Consider the following 18,751-nt stretch of genomic DNA (forward strand, 5'->3'; position numbering starts at 1 on the left):
GGCTGCCCCCCAAGCGGATGGGAGGGATGTCCGCCGGGCAGCCGATGCGTGCAGCGCCAATCGCTCCCGAGCGCATCGCTAGGCAGTGAGCCGCCTGCTCGTCTCGATCAGCTCCCCGACCAGCTCGCCTGGCACCCGCGCCAGGCGCACCGAGACCCAGTTCCGCCTGCTCATGTGATACGCGGGAAGGATGTCCTGAGAGAGGCGCAGGACCAGGGAATCGTCTGGGTCCACCTTGACGTTGAGGATGTCCACGCGCTCGTCAGGAGCCGCGTCCTCAAGCCCGAGCCGACCGGCCGGAACGTCCATCACCACCCCGTACCACTTCTGGTTCGAGGTGTTTCTCAGCACGGCGTAGCCGGGCCATCTCTCCCAGAGGTGCTCGGGGGTCGTCTGGTACCTGTCGGCCACAAGGGCGAGGAGCTCGTCTCTCGTCATGCTTCCCCTTCGTCGCCATGTCGCATTCGTGAGCCAGTGCAATCATACGCCTGGTTGTCGCACCTGCCTCAATATGCGGCAACGGGAGCTTGCCAGCGACGGGAGCTGGGGTGATGCGTCACGGGATCGCTGGGATGACGGGTGGGACGGCTAGGCTTGTGTCGCCAGGATGCCGTATACAACGAGCGATATGGCGACCAACGCCACGAGTGCGATCCCGACCCCCTGACCGACCTGACGCATCTCCTCACTTTCCAGCCTCTCCCTCGGAAGGGACCATGCCCCAGCTATGAGCCTGAGCCATCTTCCCCTCATCAGCTGAATGCCCACGACCACGGTCACCCCGGCGAGGACCACGGCAAGAGCGACTGTGACGAATGCCACCGACCCTGCTATCACATCCATGGCCACCTCCTGACACCCCTCTTGTCGCGAGTCTACCCACCGGCCGCAGGGTCATTCCGTCAAGCCGGGAGGGCATTCCACCAGCCGCAAGGGGCATCTCGTCGACCGACCGCCTAGCACCTCTCCTTGAACTCGCGTATCTTGTCCGCAAGAGCCAGCTTGTCGTCGTGCAGCCTGAGGATGGTGGAGCCCACGAAGATCCCATCCCCACCGGCATCCCTGACCATCTGTGCGTCCTGCGGGGAGTGGACTCCCACACCGCAGTAGATGGCATTCTCTAGCCCGCGTGACCTGAGGTAGCCGATGCAGGACTTGAGCGTGGGATGCTCCCTGGTGGCTTGTCCAGGTGCAGGGACCGCCTGCAGATAGGTGAACCCGTTGGACTCCAGCGCTCGTCTGACCTCTTCTTCCGGCAGGTTGAACTGAACGTAGCAGCTCACCTTCAGGCCGGCGGCGATGAGGCGATCCTTGACCTCGTCCGTGCTTGACCCCACAAGGATGATGTCCTCGAAGTCGTTCTCCCTACAGAAGCCCCCAAACCTGCCTATGCCAATTTCCAGGATGGTGCTCTCGTATGCCATGAGGATGAACTTGGTATCTGGCAGCAGAGCGTGTGCCTTTGCCATGCCCACCATGTACTTGTCGTAATCACATTCGGCCTCAAGGGCCTTTGCCATTCTCCTTGCGATGAAGTCGCCTTCCAAGAAGGGGTCCTTGCTTGGAAAGTCCATCTCGATCATGTCGCAGCCGGCATCGACGTAGGTCCTTGCCATCTCTATGCTGCTCTCGATGGTCGGATAGCCGTTTGAAAGGTAGAGGATGAGCTTCATGCGGTTACCCTTCCGTAGTTATTGCTTGACAGGAAATCCGATGCACCCCGCGCATGCCCATACGACGCAGGTCCATCTAAACGCCGTAGTAGGCCCTTTCGAGAATCTCGGCGAACTCGTGCACGGTCGGGATCACGGGGTTCGTCTTCGTGCATCCATCTCGGAGAGAGTCCTCCGCCATCTGCCGCAGGCTCCCCCTGTAGGTCGTCTCGTCGATTCCGGCGTCCTGCACGGTACTGGGAATGCCGAGGCTCGCGTTGAGGTCGCGCACGGCCTGCGCGAGGTCGTCCACGCCCATCTTTGCCGCAAGCCCCTCGTAGCGGCCTCTCGCCCACTTGTCCCTGCTGTTCCACTCGATGGTGTAGGGCAGCAGGATCGCGCAGATGCGGCCGTGGGCGATGGGGAAGTAGCCACCGATGGTCTGCGCCATGGAATGGTCGATGCCCAGCGACACGTTCGTGAAGGCAAGGCCTGCCGTCATGGACGCATCGCTCATCATCTCGCGGGCCCTCATGTCATCGCCATCCCGATACGCCCTCGGAAGCCACCTCACGATGTCGAGCGCCGCTGCGGTGGCAAGGATGTCCGACACGTAGTTGGCCCTGTTGGAGACGAGCGCTTCCAACGCATGGGTAAGGGCATCCATGCCCGTCTCGGCGGTGACGTGCGGCGGCATGCTCCTGGTGACGTCCGGATCGCAGATGGCGATGTCCGGCATCATCTCCATGTCTCCCAGGCCGTGCTTGCGACCTTCGTCATCGTCCGTGATGACGACGGAGCGGGAGACCTCGGATGCCGTGCCGGATGTCGTGGGCACGCACATGAAGCGTGCCTTGGAGCGCAGCTTGGGGAGCGGCTTGGTATGCAGGATCTGGTCGAGTTCCTCGAGCTCGGGGTGTTCGTACATGACCCACATGGTCTTCGCCGCATCCATGACGGAACCGCCGCCAAGGGCGCAGATGAGATCGGGCTCCTCCTCGAGCATGCTCTGGGCGCCACGGCGCACGGTCGAGAAGTGGGGGTCGGGCTCCACTCCCCTGAACACGAACGTCCGCGCACCTCCGTCATGGAAGTACTCCTCGACCCTCGCGAGCGACCCGTTGCGCTCCACGGCGCGACCACCAATCACGATGAACGCCTTCCTGCAGTGCACGGAGGTCTTGATGTACTCGAGGCAGCCCTCTCCGAACATCAGCTCGCTACCCGCGAGCTTCATGGGTCTCATCATCGCTATCAACCGCCTTTCGTCCGGCGCCAACGCCCGGAGCAATCCAGTGTCGCTTCGAATACCGGCTCGCCGAGAGGTGCCGGCTACCTTCCAAGAGGTCTCATGAGGGTTCTGACCAGGTCATAGTCGACGGGGTTAGTCGTGAGGCCACCCTTCTTGAAGGTCGAGCCGACAATCGCGCCGTCCGCGACCTTGAACTGCTCGACGACGTCGGTCGGGCTGATGCCAGAGCCCGCAAGCACGGGCAGGTCGACCACGCTCTTGACCCTCCTTATCATGTCGATCGGAGTCTCCTCGCCCGTCGTGGTTCCCGTCACGATGATGGCGTCGGCGCCAGCCGCCTCCGCGTTCGCGGCGCTCTCCTCGATGGAGACTTGGGGCAGCAGCATGCTGCTATGCTTGACCTGCACGTCGCAGAGGAGCATCACGTCGTCCGCCCCAAGGTGATGACGCAGCTCGATGACCTTGTGTGCACAGGGGTTGACGACGCCGCACCAGTTGGAGACCGTGTCCACGAACACGGGCACGCGGACGAAGTCGCATCCGTTCGCCACGGCGATCCCCAGGCTGGCCTCGCAGTCGTTGAAGGACGCGTCAGAGCCGACGGGTATGCCCACGGCCTGCCTCACAAGCGCAGTTGCAGCGGACAAGGCTGCCACCTGCGCCTTCGTGAGGAGCTCCGTGAACGGGGCGTCATTGGTGTTCTCGACGATCAGTGCGTCGACGCCGCCGCGCTCGAGGGTCCTCGCGTCCTCGACGGCCCGCTCCAGGACCTCACCCATGTCCCCCCGGCATGCCGGAGAGCCCGGAAGCGGGAGGCAGTGCACCATCCCGATGACGAAGCCCCCGCACACCTTGATCACGTCCTTTATGTCCTTCATCTCGACCTCATCCCCTTCGATAGGCTCTCTTCTCCAGACTCCTGGCCTTGAGCTCCCGGTGGTTTTACTGGCCTCCTAGCCGTTCGAGCCCGCGAACCGCGCAAGTCCCTCGAGGGTCACCCGGCACAGGAGGTCTTCCGCATCCGTTCTCTCGTCCCCCTTAAGGCTGTCCCTCAAGTTCTCCAGGACGGTGGCGAGGGTGACCACACACGCGCGCACCCCCATGAGTCGCGAGACCGTCAGGATGCAGCTCGACTCCATGTCGATGGCGCAGACGCTGAGCCTCCTCATCTCGTCGAAGGTGGGGGAGATGTCCCTTCCCTGCTCCCGCGAGAGGCGCGAGTCATGCATCTGGGTGTAGAAGCCGTCCATGCTGCACGTGACGCCGTTGAGGCAGCGCCTGCCATGGTCCGACACGACCTGGTTCATCGCATTCACGAGGTCGACGTCTGCAACCGCCGGATACCCGCGCTCGACGTAGGTGTCGCTCGTACCGTCGCGCCGCATGACCGCTATGGGGATGATGAACTGCCCGAGCATGTCATCCCGAAGCGACATCGAGGTGCCCATCCTCACGGCTACGCGCATCCCCGCCTCGTACATCTCCTCCACGGCGATTGCGGCTGAGGGGGCGCCGATCCCCGTGGAGCTCACGGTCATGGGCACGCCGTGGTACGTGCCCGTGTAGGTGTTGAACTCCCTGGCAAAGGCCACATGCACGGGATCGTCCAGATAGCGCTTCAGCACCTCCACGCGCCAGGGGTCGCCCGAGAAGATCACGCTCGGGGCGACCGTGCCCTTCCTCGCCCCTAGATACAGTGTCGACATGCCTGCCCCCGCATCCTTCCGACCTCGCCCCGCCTCTCCTCGAGCCTTGCCAGGAGCTCCTCCTCGCCAGGCACGCCTGTGCAGCATCCGTACCGCTCCAGCACGAACGAGGAGAGGGTCGCCCCCAACCGACAGCACTCGCCAGGCCCCTTGCCATGCGCCCATCCGTATAGGAAGCCGCTCATGTACGCGTCGCCACAGCCCGTCGTGTCCACCACCGCGCCGCACGGCACGACGCCAACCGAACCGCGACTGACGGAGCCGTCCGACTCGCGGTGGCACCACGCCGAGCCCCTCGGCCCGTACGTGGTGACGATGGTGCGCACCTCGTCGGACAGGAGGTCCTCCATCGACGGGAGGCCCAGCGCCCTCTCGATGCAGCGACGCTCGGACTCGTTGGCGAACACGATTTCCGAGCCCCTGAGCAGCTCCTCCAGAAACGGCAGCGGAAACGCGCCCTCGTCGGCCTTCATGCCAAAGGCCACCGGGATGCCGTGGGTGCGGCACTTCTCGAAGAACTCCCGGTTGTCACGCTCGGAGGCGACGGTTATCACGCCCAGGGCCACGTCCGAGAAGAGCTCGTCATCCAGCGGGCGGAAGTGTTCGGGCGCCATGGGTCCGGGGTAGTAGCAGGTGATGTGTTGGCCCTCCGCGTCCTGGATGAGATAGCTCGCGGAGGTGGCCTCCCCAGACACCACGGCGATCGCATCAAGGCCGACGCCAGCCTCCTCCAGGAAGCTGCGGAACCCGGTCCGCTCCCAGTCATCCCCCACCCTGAGGATGGGCTTGGCCGGGACGCCCAGCTTGGAGAGGGCGTAGGCTATGTTGACCGAGCAGCCGCCAAAATAGGTCCTGGTGCAGCTGCTGTTGGTGATGATCGAGGTGTAGCCCACGCGCGCCGGTGTCGAGATCTCGATCATGTGGTCCATGCTCACGTACCCGGACGTGAGCACGACTTGTCCGCTCATCGCCTCTCGCCCCCCCTGAGCCTCCCCAGGAGCTCGTCCATCGAGACGACCTCCCCCAGGTACTTGCGGATGTCCTCGAGGTGGACTTGGTTCACCGCATCGGAGTCCGTGGCGACGCACTCCCTCACGACGATGGGGTCGTAGTCCAGGCAGAAGGCGTCCGTCACCGTCGCTCGGATGCAGCAGTTGGTCTTGGTGCCCACCACGATCACGTTGCGCATGCCGTTCTCGCGCAGGACGAGGTCGAGGTCCGTCCCGAAGAAGCCCGAGTAGCGACGCTTCTTGATCACGTAGTCGCACTGGGGGACGACCTCGAGCATGGGGTCGATGTCGTCGCCCCACGTCCCTTCGATGCAGTTGGGCCTCATGGATGCCGCCTTGCGGTCATACTTGCCCGCGCGGTTGCAGTGCCTGAGGAACACCACCAGCACGCCCGCCTGCCTACAGGCATCGATGACCCGCCTGATCCTCGGGAGGATCTCCCTGTTCTGCGGATAGAAGGCGAGCCCCTTGGGGTCGGTGAAGTCCCTGAGCATGTCCACCACGAGAAGGGCGCTCCTCCTTCCCTCGATGGCGTCACTAGCCATTTGCGAACCCCCTTGCCCTGACGTTGCGGCGCTTGGAGACCTGGGCGAAGAGCAGAACGACCACCATCACGATGTAGGGGATGACGTCGAAGAGCCCTGCGGCGGATCCCGCATAGATCGCGAGGTTGATGGAGAGCGAGCGAGCAAAGCCGAACAGGATCGCATAGAGCGAGGACTTGAGCGGGTCCCCCCTGCCGCAGTAGATCGCGGCGATTGCTACGAAGCCCCTGCCTGCGGTCATGTTGTTGGTGTAGAGCCCGAGCCTCTCAGTCGAGAGGTTTGTGCCCGCAAGCCCGCAGGTGAGTGCGCCGATGAGGATGGCTGCCACTTTGTAGAAGTCCACCTTGAGTCCCAACGACTTGGCCGCGTCCTCGTTCTCCCCCACGACCCTCACGTAGGTGCCGAACCTCGTTCGGTACGAGAGGACCCACGTGAGCCAGATGCCCGCGAAGGCAACGTAGGTGAGGACGGGGTGGCCCGACACGATGGGTCCCACGAGGGGGACGTCACTGACGCCGGGGATCACGATCTTCAGACCTGCGACGCTAAGGTTCGAGAGTGCGATGTTGGCGACGTTCATCCTCGCCATCACGAAGCCCGCGACAGCGGTCGCCAGGAGGTTGAGCGCGACGCCGATGATGATGACGTTACCCTTGAGCGTGACCCCCATCAGCGAGAACATCGCCCCGAACACGAATGCCGCAAACACGCCGGCGAGTAGTCCCAAGAGCAGGTCGTCGGTAAGGAGCACGACGAGCGTGGAGGCGAACGCGCCTATCCCCATCATGCCCTCGAGGGCAATGTTGAGGACGTTTGCCTGATAGGCAAACACGCCGCCTATGACGCAGAGGATGATGGGTGACGCATGGTACACCGTGTCGTAAAGAATGCTTGCGAGAAGATCCATCGCTAGGCCCCCTTCGCGCCGTCGGCACCCACGACATCGGCCGTGCCCTCGGGACCGTCATGTCTGTGCGGGAAGCGAGCCTTGAGGCGCCCCCTCAGACCGAAGCGGCTGTCCAGGAGCTTGGCCGCAAGGAAGAGGATGATGAGGCCTTGGATGACCGTCACGAGCTCCTTGGGGACGGACGAGTAGAGGTTGATGTTGTCCGCACCCGTCTTGAGCGCAGCATAGAAGACGGCCGCGATGAGGATTCCCGTCGGGGAGTGGTTGCCCAGGAGCGCGACGAGCATGCCGTCCCAGCCGAGCCCGGGGTTGCCCGAGAAGCCCAGGGTGTAGTGGTACTGGTCAGATAGCATGTAGCCGGCGCCGGCGAGTCCCGCGAGGGCACCCGAGACCAACATGAGGACGATGATCTTGCGACGCACCCTCATGCCCATCGCGTCGGCGAACTCGACGTTCTTGCCCATGGCGGTGATCTCGAAGCCGAGCTTGGAGTGGTTCATCACCACGAACATCACGGCAAAGGCCACCAGCGAGACGAAGAAGAAGGGCGTCATCTTGGCGCTCGCCATGCGCTGGAACATGGCCCCTTCATGGATGGTGGGCGTGCAGACGTAGCCCGAGCCCTGGTCACGGAACACGCCGGTGGAGAGGAACTCCAGCACCTTGGCAAGCGCGTAGTTGAGCATCAGGGTCACGACCATCTCGTCCACGTGGAAGCAGGCCTTCAGGATCGCGGGCACGACCACGTAGAGCATGCCGCATGCGATGCCGACGACAAGGCAGGTGACCTTGAGGACCGTCGGGTCGAGCGTGGCGGGAAGGTATGCCCCCGCAATGCCGGCGAAGAAGCCGCCCAGGAGGACCGACCCCTCCACACCCATGTTGTATATGCCCGCCTTGAAGTTCACCGCGATGGCAAGCCCCGTGAGCACGAGCGGGGCCGCGTAGTGCAGCGTCGTGAGGAGGCCCTTTGGGGTGAGCAGCGACTTGTCGATCAGTATCGAGTAGGTCTGCATGGGGTTCTCGCCCATGAAGGCGATCACGATCCCGCCGAGTACGAACGCCAGAAGCACGGGAACGAGCGAGTTGAGAACACCCATGCCGACCGTCTTAGCCTTCAAGTCCCTCGCCTCCCCCCTTCTTGACTCCCGCCATCAGGAGTCCCAGCTCAGTGCTGGTAGTCTCCCTCGGCAGCACCTCCCCCGTTATCTGTCCCTTGCACATGACGACGATCCGGTCGGAGAGCCCGAGGACCTCCGTGAGTTCGCTCGAGACGAGGAGCACCGAGCTGCCCGCGTTGCGGAAGCGCAGGATCTCCTCGTGGATGGACTCGGTGGCACCGATGTCCACCCCTCGGGTCGGCTGGCACGCGATGAGGAACTTGGGCGCAGACTCGAGCTCACGCGCAACGATGACCTTCTGTGCGTTGCCACCCGAGAGGGCCCCCACCTGGCCATCGATGTCACCGACGCGAATGTCGTACTTCTCCAGAAGGGCGTCGCGCTGGGCGAGGACCGCCCGCCTGTTCAGGATCCCATGCCTGCAGACGGCGGGATCGCCATGATGGCCGGCGATGCAGTTGTCGGCCACGCTCATGGTGGCGCAGAGACCGTCCTCGAAGCGATCCTCCGGAATTATGGCCACACCATCGTCGCGGAGCTGGTCGGGCCATTGGTTGGTGATGTCGACGCCGTCGAGCGTGACTTTGCCCTCGGTGGTGGTCATGAGACCGGTCAGCACCTTCACGAGCTCCGTCTGCCCGTTGCCCTCGACTCCCGCGACGCCGAGGATCTCTCCGCGGTGGACGTCGAAGCTCAGCTTGTGGAGGACTTCCTTGCCGTACTCGTTGACGGTCGAGAGCCCCTTGGCCGAGAAGGCAACCTCCTCGGACGGGGGTGTCGTCACGTCATTATGAACAGTCAGGACGACCTCACGCCCGACCATCATCTGCGCGATCTGCTCCTGGGAGCTGTCCTTGGTCGCCATGGACCCGACGACCTTGCCATGCTTGATCACCGTGACGGAGTCCGAGATCTCCATGACCTCACGCAGCTTGTGGGTGATGACGATGATGGTCTTGCCCTGCCCCCGCAGTTCACGGAGGTTGTCGAAGAGCTTGTCCACCTCCTGCGGCGTGAGCACGGCGGTGGGCTCGTCCATGATGAGGACGTCCACGTTGCGGTAGAGCATCTTGAGGATCTCGACGCACTGGCGCGACCCGACGGATATGTCCTCGACCTTGGCGCGGGGGTCGAGGTCGAACTTGTACTTCTTGATGAGAGCGGAAACCGACCTGATCTCCTCCTGGGTGTCGATGAGGCGCGATCCCTTGTGCAGGATCTCTGTCCCCAACAGGACGTTCTCGTACACGGCCAGGCTAGGCACGAGCTTGAAGTGCTGGTGCACCATGCCCAGGCCATGCTTGATCGCATCGGTGGGCGAGCGGAGGCTCACCTCCTCGCCCCTGATGAGGATCCTCCCGCTAGTGGGTTGCAGCATGCCGTAGAGCATGTTCATGAGGGTGGACTTGCCGGCGCCATTCTCGCCGACGATGCACTTTATCTCGCTCTTCCTGACGATAAGGTCTATGTGGTCATTCGCGACAAAGTCCCCGAACGCCTTGGTCAGACCCACCGTCTCGATGACGTTTCCCATGGGCACGCACCACCGTTCCGCAAAATCGCCTGTGGGGCAGGGTCGGAGCCCCTCTCCCGCCCCACGGGCATGGCCTGGCTCACGAGCTGACCGAGGCCAACTACTTGATGTTCACGTTCGGGCAGGTGGAAGGATCGAACTCCTCGCCATTCTGGGCGTTGACGATCTTGATCTCGGATCCGACCTTGCCCTTGAGGTCCTCGATCTCGGACCAGATCTCCTTCCACTTGGCCTTGCCCTCGTCGGTCGTGATGGCCTTCTGGATCTCGCTGCAGTCGGTGATACCGGTCGCGCCGGATGACAGGGAGTAGTCCTGCAGGTTGTCCATCTTGGAGATGGAGCCGTCATCCAAGGCGTCGCAGATGGCCTGGACGGGGACGTTGGTGTTCTTCAACACGGAGGTGAGCACGTGGCCAGGCTGTTGGTCGTCCTTGTTGCCGTCGACCTGGATTGCGAGCTTGCCAACCTCCTTCGCCTTGGACGTGATGCCATCTCCCACGCTGCCAGCAGCACCGAAGACGACGTTTGCGCCATTGCCGTAATAGGTGCCTGCGACGGTCGCGCCACCGGCAGAATCGGTGAAGCCGGCATCGTACTTGGAGTAGTAGTCGTACGTGACGCCCAGCTTCTGTGCCTCGTAGTTGATGCCCGTGATGTAGCCCCAGGAGAACACCGTAATCCCAGCGGAGTTCGTGCCACCAATAAAACCGCAGGCACGGGCAGTGTTGGGGTCGGTGAAGCTGTAATCGCCCCCCTCGAAGAGGACCGAGGCGCTCTCGTTGACCAGGACTGAGAGCGCACCAGCAAGGAATGAGGACTCATTGAGGTCGTAGAGGACCGCAATGACGTTCTTGTGCTTGACCGAACCGTCTTCGCTCTTGTTGGGGTTGTCGTTGAAGATGACCCACTCGGTGCTGGGATACTGTGCGGCAAGCGGCTCTGCACCGCCCACGCCATTGATCAGTGCCTCGAAGTCATACGCCATGTTGAAGATGACGTCGTACCCTTCCTCGCCGAGCGACTCGAGGGCGTCAGGCACGCCGTTTGTGGGCTCGACGACCTTGAACTCCCAGCCCTTCTCGTCGCAGACCTTCCCGGCGCCCTCGACGGCAGCCTGGTTGTAGCCGTTGTCGTTCTTGCCGGCGTCATCGCAGAGGACGGCGATGCGCCTCTTCTTGCCGTCATCATGAGAATCCGAGACGTTGGCACCTCCGCATGCAGCGAGGCCGAGCATTGCGGCAACGGCTGCCGAAGTGCCGAGGAACGTACGACGCGACATCTTTCTGTTCGTGGAATCCTGCATGGTCTTCCCCTTCTCTCCCCTCTGGCGGCCTTTCAGATCCTCTATGAGTCCTTTCGAGCTCCTTCCTCCCCACCCATGACTTGATTGATATAGAACTTGAACTTGTCGCTTCTATAGCAGCACTTGAAGTACTCGATGGGACGCTCGCGGCCGCACATCTTGCCTTTGGTGACGCACTCAAAGTGGAGGATCGGGGTTCCGGGACTGACTTGCAGGTATCGGGCTATCTCCTCCTTGGCGAGGATCGCCTCGATGGTGCGTGTCGCAGTGGTTATCTGACATCCGTACTGCTTCTCCAGCACCCGGTACAGGGAATCTTGCGAAAAGTCGTATGCGTCGATCCCAGGGAACAGCTTGCAGGGCAGGTAGGCGATCGTGTGGTTGAGGGGATCGTCATCTGCGAGGTAAACGCGTTCGAGCGTGAAGACCCGCTCGTTGCTCCCAAGCTCCAGGAGACGCATGCGCTTCTGGTCCGCGACCCCCGTGGACGAGGAGATGACATGCCTCTTTGGGGTCATGCCCAAGTTGATGACGTCTTGCGTGCAGCTGGTGATGGAGATGAGGTTCTGCTGGATCTTGTCGGACTTGACGTAGGTGCCCTTGCCTTGGATGCGGTAGAGGTAGTTCTCCCCCACCAGCTCATCGACTGCCCTGCGGATGGTGATTCTGCTTACGCCAAAGAGCTCGGTCAGTTCGCGCTCGGACGGGATGAGCTCGTTCCCCACGTACTCCTCCGTCTCGATCTTCCTGAGGATTGCCCGTTTGACGATGTAGTACTTGGGGGCCATGGACTGATCTGCGGCCTTCAGCTTCATGCCCAACGGCAATTCAATAAGCTGGCTCATTGATGACCCCTCTTGTCATTATGTTGTCATATCCACTTATAAATGTTATTCGCCACGAAACTGAGGCCGCGAGCTGCTCTCGTGGCGAGTGCCATTTGGTCCGCGAATGGTAATACCACTTGAACTACCTGCGGAAACGCAGATTGGTTGTGACGCCATCTGAAGCTGCTCATCAAAAGTGTCCGAAGAGAGAAGCTGGCCCTTTGAAGAACCGAATATGCTCCTGCCGACATCATGACGAACTGGCTTAAAAGATACACGCTACGAGGACTGGCATTAAGCGGAATGGCCATCCACCAAGCACTGCGTTGTAGGGGTCTATGGTCTGTGGATTCGAAAGCCCATACGCTGTGCCCGAGCCTGATAGCGAACCTTGTCGATGTCCTATTGCCGGACGAAGCCAACTTCCTTGCCCGCCGCGCGACAGACTCGTTCGCTGAGCATATAGGGGTCCTCGGCTTTGCTGTCCCATTTGGTGTCCCGTTTAGTGCACTAAAACAAAGCAGGCCAGAAGCTAAGCCTCTGGCCTGCGAATTTATGGTGGGCGTTAGAAGATTTGAACTTCTGACCTCTTCCGTGTCAGGGAAGCGCTCTCCCCCTGAGCTAAACGCCCGAATGCGTGCCGCCGCGCGTGGGGTCGCGCAGCGCGTTAGCTACTATACGAGAATGGGAGCGTTGGTGCAAACGAGAACTTGTCGCACGGGCAAACCGTTGAGACTTTGTGAACCGTGAGCGTATGCCCACCTCCGTCCGGCGAGCGCCTCGCCGTTTGGCCCGCCATATGGCCAACATTTCCAGGCCAGTGGCGCCTCGAACGGCTTTCCGCAAGCCTGCCACCCTACTCCTCGACGATGATGCGCAGCTTCTTCTTGCCGGACTTGGGAGGTTTCTCAGCCACAGGCCGCGATGGCTGAGAGGCTTGCGATGGTTGCAACATCTGCGCCGAACGAGGCGCTTGTGCTGGACGAACCCCAGTCTGCGCCGGTCGCATCCCAGCTCCACTTGCAGGACGGGCAACCTGGGGCGGAGTCCCAGCCCCACCCGCAGACGCCACGCTACCGGCAGGGACCGCGCCGCTCGCAGGTGCCACGCTACCCGAAGGCATGCCCTTGCCGGAGATCCTCACCTTGCCCGAGCGGCTCATCCTGACGCTGACCCCATCGGTACGACCGCCTGACCGACTCCCAATGCGCCCCCCCGTGAGAGTGGCGATGCGGCCACCCACACGACCGCCAACCCGCGATGCCGCACGCCCATGGAACACGTCCCTGCGCACGCCAGCCAGGCGGGAACGCAGGCGCTTCCAGCGCACGTGGATGCTGGGGCCCCCATGCGAGCGCAGGCCCAGCAGCGGCACCGCGACCAGGACCGGCAGGAAGTACTCGACCATGCGCCAGACCACGTATCCCGCCGTGATGGACGACCCGAACATGGGCGCAAAGAGGAACGCGAATCCCCCCTCGGCACCCCCCGTACCACCCGGCAGCGGTATGGCCGAGGTCAGAAGCTCCAGCATGGAGCCACAGGCCAGGCAGGTGATGAGGTCCGCCGGTTGGCCAAACGCCCGCAGGACGAAGTATGGCAGCGCATAGAGGCACCCCAGCTGGATCAGGGTCACGACCAAGGTGGCGATCATCTCGGCAACGTTCTTCGACGCGGCGCGAAAACCCGCCGAGAAGTCGTTGACCTCGGAATTGACGACCTCGTGCCAATGGTCGTGGCTCTTCTCGGACAGCCAGCCACGCGCACGGAGGAACCTCAGCAGGGCGTTTCCCACGCGCGTGATGAAGTGCGGCCACAGGCAGACCACCAAGAGGCCTGCCACCTCGACCACCTTGAAGCCAAAGAGCAGGGCTCCCACCAGCACGACGTTGCCATAGGTATCCAGGAAGTACTGCCAGCGGAAGAGCAGCATGAGCGCGGCGAAGATTCCCTCGCCCGCCTCGTACACGATGAAGCGCGTGTACTGCAGCGCCCCCGCGCCACCCATGGAGAGTCCCGCGCGGGTCAGGCGGAAGATCTGCGACGGAGCCCCGCCGGCCCCGTTGGGCGTGAGGTTGCCAAAGAAGATGCCCGATGCCTCGACGCTCATGAGGTCGCGGATGCCCACCGGCGACGTGGGGTCGGATATGACCGCCATCACGTAGGCGCTCACGCCAAAGGCGTAGTAGACGACGTAGCACAGCGCTGCCGCGACGACCCATCCACGATCGATTCCGCCCATCGCCGAGAGAAACTCGTCGATCTGGCCCGATATGATCAGGTACGCCGCGTATGCCACGCCGACGGCAGCCAGGAAGAGCAGGCTCTTGCGGACCGTGCCCATGCTCTCGCGCTCGGCCTCGACCTGGGAGGCGGGCACCGACGCCGACGCCGACACCCTGACCGAGACCTTGGCGGTCTTGGGAGACTTCGCGGGTTTCGAGGGTTTCGCAGAATCTGTGGAACCTGCGGCCCCCGTGGGCTGGAGGACCCCCGCAGGTCCGGATGGTGGCGTGGTCCCAGAGGCCCGTACGGACCGAGAGGCATTCTCGGACCCAAGGGCACCGGTCCCGGACGAGACGGGTGCGTTCTTCCTCCCCTTGCTGTCAGCGGACTGGGACATGCGACTCCTGAGTCGGTGTACATGGCACGTGGCGGCGCGTTCGAAGCACAAGCACCCGGCATGCGACGCTCGTGCAGGAGCTCGTCTGCCACACTCAAGCATCATATGTCACGGTGGCCACGTTACGGGCGACACGGCATTCGAGGACTCGAACACCAGAAAGACTCCCGCCGTGGGGAAAGACTCCCGTTGTGGGGAAAGACTCCCGCCGTGAGCGGGACAAAGGACAGCAGCGCACATGTCTTCTCGACCTCGCGGGGCGGCAGGGACAACCTCGCCTCGCGGGGCGGCAGAAGAACCTGACCGCAAGGGATGGCAGAGCAACTTTTGTGAGCGAGTCTGAGGAGAGATTCACAATACTTCTTCACACGTCCATTTTTCGTAGGCGAATGGATGACAGGAGAAGTTTTGTGAGTCGGATTTGCTCAGCAACTCACAATACCTCCCCTCTCGTCCATAAAACCCCTAGAGGTCGGATGGCAGGAGAGGTTTTGTGAGTTTCCATCACACAGGGCTCACAATAGTTCCCCAGCCATCCACAGGTCCCGAAAAAAGGGATGCGAGGGAAACTTCTGTGATTCGCGCTCCTTGTGATCTGCGCTCCTCGCGATCCTTGTGATCTGCGCTCCTCGCGATCCTTGTGATCTGCGCTCCTCGCGATCCGTGCGATCCGTGCGATCCGTGCGCTCCGCGCTCCGAAAGGCTCACGGAACTTCGCCGGTCATCCACTGCTGACGCCCACAGACAAATGGCCCGGGCGGGCAGCGTCGGCATGGGCCTACGAGGGCAGTGGACCCTTCTGGATGATGCCACCACCAAGGCAGACGAGCCCATCATAGATGACGGCCGACTGGCCTGGAGCGACGGCGCGCATGGGCTTTGCCAGGTCGACCGAGACCGTGCCATCCGCGTGGGGCATGACATGTGCCGGACGCAGCTCGCCGGTATGGCGCGTGCGGACCACGTAGTCGCCCTCCGCAGGTGGGACCCCCGCGATCCAGAGGACGTCGGAAAGCTCGAGACGTCGGCACCACAACGCGGGGCAGGACCGGTCCGCAGTCACGTAGACCACGTTGCTCTCGGTGTCCGTGGTGACGACGTAGCGTGCGGGGCCACCACCGAGGTCGAGCCCCTTGCGCTGGCCCACCGTGAAGAGGAAGGCCCCGTCGTGGCGGCCCAGGACGGTGCCGGTCTCCCACTCCACGATGTCCCCCGGACGACGGTCCAGGACGTCCAGCAGGAAGCTGCGGATGCCGACCTCGCCGATGAAGCAGATGCCGTCGGAGTCCGGCTTGCGCTCGACGCCCAGGCCGCGTGCGGCGCACATGCGGCGGACCTCGCCCTTGGAGGGAATGTCGCCCACGGGAAAGAGCGTGCGGGCGAGGGTCCCGGTCGGCACGCGCCAGAGGAAGTAGGTCTGGTCCTTGTGCTCGTCGGCGGCACGAAAGAGAGTCGCCCTCCGCGATGGTGCCGGGGCCGACGCTGACGGTGCCGGGGCCGACGCCGATGGCGCCGTTTCCATCGGTGGCGCGACGCCCACGCGGGCATAGTGACCCGTGGCGACGAAGTCGGCACCCTCGGCGAAGGCGCGCTCGGCGAAGGCACCGAACTTGACGGTCTGGTTGCACATCACGTCCGGATTGGGCGTGTAGCCATGCGCGTAAGCGTCGACCAGGTAGTCGACCACGGTCTCCTTGTACGTGCGCTCGCAGTCCCACACCTCGAGGTCCAGCCCCAGCGTGACGGCCACGCGCTCCGCATCCGCCAGGTCATCCGCCCAAGTGCACCTGAATCCCGGCAGGTCGCGCGACCAGTTGCGCATGTAGACGGCCTTCACGTCATGGCCCTGCTCCACGAGGAGCGCAGCCGCGAGCGCCGAGTCGACGCCGCCGCTCATACCCAGGCACACCCGCTCCCCCATCACGCGCCCCCCATCAGCCGGCGGGCACGTGCGTGCGCCTCGGCCTCCGTGACGGCCTGGCGCGCAAGCTCCGCCCGGACGGCCGCAGCCAGGCAGCCTGCGGCGTAGTCGACCTCCCCGGCCGTGCTGGGGCGGCCAAGCGTCAGGCGCAGGCTCCCCTCTGCGACCCCATCGGGCAATCCAATGGCACGAAGCACATGCGAGACGCGCATGTGGCTTGCCGCGCAGGCCGAACCCGTCCCCACGCTCACGCCCTGTCGCTCGAGCAGGATGACCAGGCGACGGGCCTCGATGCCCGGAAACGAGATGTGCAGGAGCCCGGGAAGGCGTCTCTTGCCCTTCGAGGGCCCGGACACCACGGCCCAGGGAAAGTCGGCGAGGACGTGTCGGAGCAGACGCTCGCGCAGGTCGGCCAGCCGGCGGGACTCCTGGGGGCGCAGCTCCTCCGCACGGGCGAGGGCTGCCGCGAAGGCGACGACGCCAGCCACGTTCTCCGTGCCGGAGCGCACGCCGCCCTCCTGGCCACCGCCGCGCACGAGCGGACGGAGGCGCACGACGTCCGACGCATAGAGGAGACCGACCTGCTTGGGTCCGTAGACCTTGGCGGCGGAGAGGGTCATGAGGTCCACTCCCAGCGACGAGACGTTGACGGAGACGTGGCCGGCGGCCTGCGAGGCATCGGTGTGCAGGAGGATCTGGCGTCTCTCCCCCGCCTCGAGCCGACGGCGGCGCTCGGCCGCCACCACGCGCGAGATCTCGCGGACGGGTTGCAGGGTGCCGATCTCGCCGTTGGCGAGGGCGACCGAGACGAGCTCGGTATCCGGGGTGAGGGCGGCCGCGACGTCCGCGGCGTCCACGCGGCCATCGCGCGCAACGCTGACGACGGAGGCGGGCCTGTTGCCAAAGGCGGGCCTGCCGTCAGAGGCGGCTCCGCTCGCATCACCATGGCGGGCAGCGGCGCAGGCCAGGACGCTCTCGTGCTCGATCGCATCCGTCACCACGCGTCCCGACGTGGCGGCAAACGCCAGGTTGTTCGCCTCCGTGGCACCGGCGGTCAGCACGACGTTGGCCGGCCGGGCGCCAATGGTGCGGGCCAGGGCCGCACGGGCGTCCTCGAGCTCGGCATGCACCTCGCGGGCGGCGGCGTAGGGAGCCGAGGGGTTGTAGTACCTCTCGGACAGATACGGGAGCAGCGCCCGGACGGCCTCCGGCGCCATCGGGGTCGCCGCCGCGTAGTCGAGATACGCCCTCACCGAGCGTCGCCTCCCCCCTGGCTGTCGATGACGAGGTTCTGGAACTTGCTCGACATGAACTGGTCGGTGAAGTTCTGGTCTACCCACGCCTCGAAGGCGTTATGGGCCGGGATCCCCGCGTCACGCGCGGCACGACGCGAGAAGCAGGCGACGGTCAGGAAGATGTCGAGCGCAAGGTAGACGGCTAGAATCACCACGAAGGTGACCTGACGGCGCGTGGTGGGCTCACCGATGCGGAAGAGCAGCTCGGGTGTGATGACCTTGGCCCAGACCAGGCCGAGGGCACCCCAGAACACGAGGAAGCGCCAGGCCACCCAGGTGGTGATGTGATCAGGCAGGGCGGCGTAGGTCCAGGACTGCGCGTGGAAGAGCGTCTCCATCCCCCAGCCGGTCAGCTGCTCCAGGCTCCCCCCCACGAAGGCAGAGAGCAGGAAGATCTGCCAGGAACGTGCCTGCTTGCGCCTCAGCCAGAACGAGAGGGCGGTGAGCAGGACCGTGCCCGTGCCGTACAGAGGGGAGAACGGCCCCCACACCAGGCCGACACGGGACTCGGTAAGGCCGGCCGTGGCGAACATCCAGACCTCCTCGAGCAAAAGGCCTGCCATGGAGCCCAGGACGAAGATGAACACGATCTGATACCAGCCCAGGCTGAGGCCATCGAGAAACTCCTCGCGTTCCTCGCGGCGGGACTGCAGCACCTGCGCGCGCTGACGGCGCGTGAGGCGGGGGCTGAGGACCTCCTCGGCCTCCTCGGGCAGGCTCCCCTCTGACGTGACGCGCCCACGTGCGCGGGCGTGCTCGAGGTCCCTGCCATGGCCGAGCCAGGTCCAGAAGTAGCCGACAACCCGTGCGAAGCCACGGACGACCAGCAACAGGAACAGGAGCGACAGGAGGGTCAGGAACATGGGACTCCTCTGACGAGGGCTGGGGGCAGCAGGGACGGGCAGTGCGCGTCACGACGGCGCATGCCACGAGAGCGCGCGACGCAATGGCGCACGACATAAATATAGGACTCTGTACGTCTTTTCGACAGCCATTCGGGCGAGATGCTACCCATGGGCCCTTCTATCCATATATCTACCTTGCATTATGTGCAG

At 63.8% G+C, this 18,751-nt stretch carries 16 protein-coding genes, 1 tRNA gene and 1 pseudogene; all 18 read right to left on the minus strand.

Going from position 1 to position 18,751, the window contains the following annotated elements:
* Positions 1–78: 78 nt before the first annotated feature.
* Positions 79–438, minus strand: coding sequence for an MmcQ/YjbR family DNA-binding protein (locus tag OLSU_RS06210; protein WP_013252101.1), 360 nt, complete (start codon positions 436–438; stop codon positions 79–81).
* Positions 439–588: 150 nt separating this feature from the next.
* Positions 589–843: a hypothetical protein gene (locus tag OLSU_RS06215; RefSeq protein ID WP_013252102.1), complete on the minus strand. Its 255-nt coding sequence runs from the start codon at positions 841–843 to the stop codon at positions 589–591.
* Between the two features lie 113 nt (positions 844–956).
* Positions 957–1,676 (minus strand): annotated as a pseudogene (locus OLSU_RS06220) (tryptophan synthase subunit alpha); the annotation flags it as partial.
* A gap of 73 nt (positions 1,677–1,749) precedes the next feature.
* Positions 1,750–2,889 (minus strand): iron-containing alcohol dehydrogenase, encoded by a 1,140-nt coding sequence (locus OLSU_RS06225; protein ID WP_201781569.1) that lies wholly within the window; start codon positions 2,887–2,889, stop codon positions 1,750–1,752.
* Positions 2,890–2,984: 95 nt separating this feature from the next.
* Complete coding sequence (locus OLSU_RS06230) at positions 2,985–3,782, minus strand: BtpA/SgcQ family protein (protein WP_013252105.1); 798 nt, start codon at positions 3,780–3,782, stop codon at positions 2,985–2,987.
* A gap of 75 nt (positions 3,783–3,857) precedes the next feature.
* Positions 3,858–4,610 carry a nucleoside phosphorylase gene (locus tag OLSU_RS06235; protein WP_013252106.1) on the minus strand — a complete coding sequence of 251 codons (753 nt, stop codon included), beginning with the start codon at positions 4,608–4,610 and terminating at the stop codon, positions 3,858–3,860.
* Positions 4,592–5,578, minus strand: a complete 987-nt coding sequence (locus OLSU_RS06240; RefSeq protein WP_013252107.1) for a carbohydrate kinase family protein — start codon at positions 5,576–5,578, stop codon at positions 4,592–4,594. Before OLSU_RS06240 ends, OLSU_RS06235 begins: the two co-directional genes overlap by 19 nt.
* The gene (locus tag OLSU_RS06245; protein WP_013252108.1) at positions 5,575–6,165 is read right to left on the minus strand and encodes a cysteine hydrolase family protein; all 591 of its coding nucleotides are present in this window, start codon (positions 6,163–6,165) and stop codon (positions 5,575–5,577) included. The genes OLSU_RS06240 and OLSU_RS06245 overlap by 4 nt, the downstream gene beginning before the upstream one ends.
* On the minus strand, positions 6,158–7,072 hold the full coding sequence (locus tag OLSU_RS06250; RefSeq protein WP_013252109.1) for an ABC transporter permease: 915 nt from the start codon (positions 7,070–7,072) through the stop codon (positions 6,158–6,160). Before OLSU_RS06250 ends, OLSU_RS06245 begins: the two co-directional genes overlap by 8 nt.
* Positions 7,073–7,074: 2 nt before the next feature.
* Positions 7,075–8,193: an ABC transporter permease gene (locus OLSU_RS06255; protein WP_013252110.1), complete on the minus strand. Its 1,119-nt coding sequence runs from the start codon at positions 8,191–8,193 to the stop codon at positions 7,075–7,077.
* A complete protein-coding gene (locus OLSU_RS06260) occupies positions 8,183–9,727 on the minus strand; it encodes an ABC transporter ATP-binding protein (RefSeq protein WP_013252111.1) in 1,545 nt (514 codons plus the stop codon). The genes OLSU_RS06255 and OLSU_RS06260 overlap by 11 nt, the downstream gene beginning before the upstream one ends.
* Positions 9,728–9,827: 100 nt before the next feature.
* A complete protein-coding gene (locus OLSU_RS06265) occupies positions 9,828–11,030 on the minus strand; it encodes a BMP family ABC transporter substrate-binding protein (RefSeq protein WP_013252112.1) in 1,203 nt (400 codons plus the stop codon).
* Between the two features lie 41 nt (positions 11,031–11,071).
* Positions 11,072–11,875: a GntR family transcriptional regulator gene (locus OLSU_RS06270; RefSeq protein WP_013252113.1), complete on the minus strand. Its 804-nt coding sequence runs from the start codon at positions 11,873–11,875 to the stop codon at positions 11,072–11,074.
* A 538-nt stretch (positions 11,876–12,413) separates the two neighbouring features.
* Positions 12,414–12,488, minus strand: a tRNA-Val gene (locus OLSU_RS06275).
* Between the two features lie 225 nt (positions 12,489–12,713).
* Complete coding sequence (locus OLSU_RS09370; protein WP_013252114.1) at positions 12,714–14,480, minus strand: lysylphosphatidylglycerol synthase transmembrane domain-containing protein; 1,767 nt, start codon at positions 14,478–14,480, stop codon at positions 12,714–12,716.
* Between the two features lie 778 nt (positions 14,481–15,258).
* A complete protein-coding gene (gene mnmA, locus OLSU_RS06285) occupies positions 15,259–16,401 on the minus strand; it encodes a tRNA 2-thiouridine(34) synthase MnmA (protein WP_013252115.1) in 1,143 nt (380 codons plus the stop codon).
* A complete protein-coding gene (locus OLSU_RS06290) occupies positions 16,401–17,654 on the minus strand; it encodes a cysteine desulfurase family protein (RefSeq protein WP_013252116.1) in 1,254 nt (417 codons plus the stop codon). Before OLSU_RS06290 ends, mnmA begins: the two co-directional genes overlap by 1 nt.
* On the minus strand, positions 17,651–18,559 hold the full coding sequence (locus OLSU_RS06295; RefSeq protein ID WP_013252117.1) for a putative ABC transporter permease: 909 nt from the start codon (positions 18,557–18,559) through the stop codon (positions 17,651–17,653). The genes OLSU_RS06290 and OLSU_RS06295 overlap by 4 nt, the downstream gene beginning before the upstream one ends.
* Positions 18,560–18,751: the final 192 nt, after the last annotated feature.

It is taken from the genome of Olsenella uli DSM 7084 (assembly GCF_000143845.1).
Taxonomy (GTDB): Bacteria; Actinomycetota; Coriobacteriia; order Coriobacteriales; family Atopobiaceae; genus Olsenella; species Olsenella uli.